We start from the raw sequence: 1,794 nt of genomic DNA, 5'->3' as shown, positions 1-1,794 counted from the left end.
CGCCAAGGATGTCCGGCGTCTGGATCGGGTGATCATCCGGTTTGCGGGGGACTCGGGTGACGGTATGCAGCTCACGGGTGACCGGTTCACCTCGGAGACCGCGTCCTTCGGCAACGATCTTTCGACCCTGCCGAACTTCCCCGCCGAGATCCGTGCTCCGGCCGGCACCCTGCCGGGTGTGTCGTCGTTCCAGCTGCATTTCGCCGACCATGACATCCTCACCCCGGGGGACGCGCCGAACGTGCTGGTCGCGATGAACCCGGCCGCGCTGAAGGCGAACATCGGCGATCTGCCGCGGGGTGCGGAGATCATCGTCGACACCGACGAGTTCACCAAGCGTGCCCTGCAGAAGGTCGGCTACGAGGCGTCTCCTTTGGAGGACGGCTCGCTGGACGGCTACAGCCTGCACCCGGTGCCTTTGACGACGCTGACGGTTCAGGCGCTGAAGGAGTTCGATCTGTCCCGCAAGGAGGCCGAGCGCAGCAAGAACATGTTCGCGCTGGGTCTGCTGTCGTGGATGTATCACCGGCCCACGCAGGGCACGGAGAGGTTCCTGAAGCAGAAGTTCGCGAAGAAGCCGCAGGTCATGGCGGCGAACCTGGCCGCGTTCCGGGCGGGCTGGAACTTCGGTGAGACCACGGAGGACTTCGCGGTCTCCTACGAGGTCGCTCCGGCCGCGAAGGCGTTTCCCACCGGCACCTACCGCAACATCTCCGGCAACCTGGCCCTGGCCTACGGTCTGATCACCGCCTCCCACCAGGCGGACCTGCCGCTGTTTTTGGGTTCGTATCCGATCACTCCGGCCTCCGACATCCTGCACGAGTTGTCGAAACACAAGAACTTCGGGGTGCGCACGTTCCAGGCCGAGGACGAGATCGCCGGGATCGGCGCGGCGCTGGGCGCGGCCTTCGGCGGCTCGCTGGCGGTCACGACCACCTCCGGGCCGGGGATCGCGCTCAAGAGCGAGACGATCGGGTTGGCGGTGTCGCTGGAGTTGCCGCTGCTGGTGGTGGACATCCAGCGCGGTGGTCCGTCGACGGGGCTGCCGACCAAGACCGAGCAGGCGGACCTGCTGCAGGCGATGTACGGCCGCAACGGCGAGGCCCCGGTCCCGGTCGTCGCCCCCTGCACGCCGGCGGACTGTTTCGATGCGGCTTTGGAGGCGGCGCGGATCGCGCTGACCTACCGCACCCCGGTCATGCTCCTGTCCGACGGGTATCTGGCCAACGGCTCCGAGCCGTGGCGGATCCCGGAGGTCGACGAACTCCCGGATCTGCGGGTGCGGTTCGCCTCCGGCCCCAACCACACCCTGGCCGACGGCACGGAAGTGTTCTGGCCCTACAAGCGGGACCCGCAGACGCTGGCGCGGCCGTGGGCGGTGCCGGGCACGCCGGGGCTGGAGCACCGCATCGGCGGGATCGAGAAGCAGGACGGCACCGGGAACATCTCCTACGACCCGGCCAACCACGACTTCATGGTCCGCACCCGCCAGGCCAAGGTCGACGGCATCACCGTCCCCGACGTCCAGGTCGACGACCCCGGTGGCAGTGCACGCACGCTGGTGCTGGGCTGGGGCTCGACGTATGGGCCGATCACCGCGGCGGTACGCAGGCTGCGAGCGGCCGGTGAGTTTGTCGCGCAGGCGCACCTGCGTCACCTCAACCCCTTCCCGCGGAATCTGGGCGAGGTCCTCAAGCGGTACGACACGGTGGTGATCCCGGAGATGAACCTCGGGCAGCTGGCCACCCTGATCCGGGCGAAGTACCTCGTCGACGCCCGCTCCTACACCCAGGT

The 1,794-nt window shown here is 68.2% G+C and carries 1 protein-coding gene; it reads left to right on the top strand.

Annotation, left to right across the window (positions count from 1 at the left end):
* A partial coding sequence (locus ACGFZN_RS39920; RefSeq protein WP_393863392.1) for a 2-oxoacid:acceptor oxidoreductase subunit alpha occupies positions 1–1,794 on the top strand: 1,794 nt, incomplete at both ends.

It is taken from the genome of Streptomyces sp. NPDC048192, assembly GCF_043202415.1.
Lineage (GTDB): Bacteria > Actinomycetota > Actinomycetes > Streptomycetales > Streptomycetaceae > Streptomyces.
Note: the sequence above shows the minus strand (reverse complement) of the source record. Positions and strands in the feature narration are given on the sequence as shown.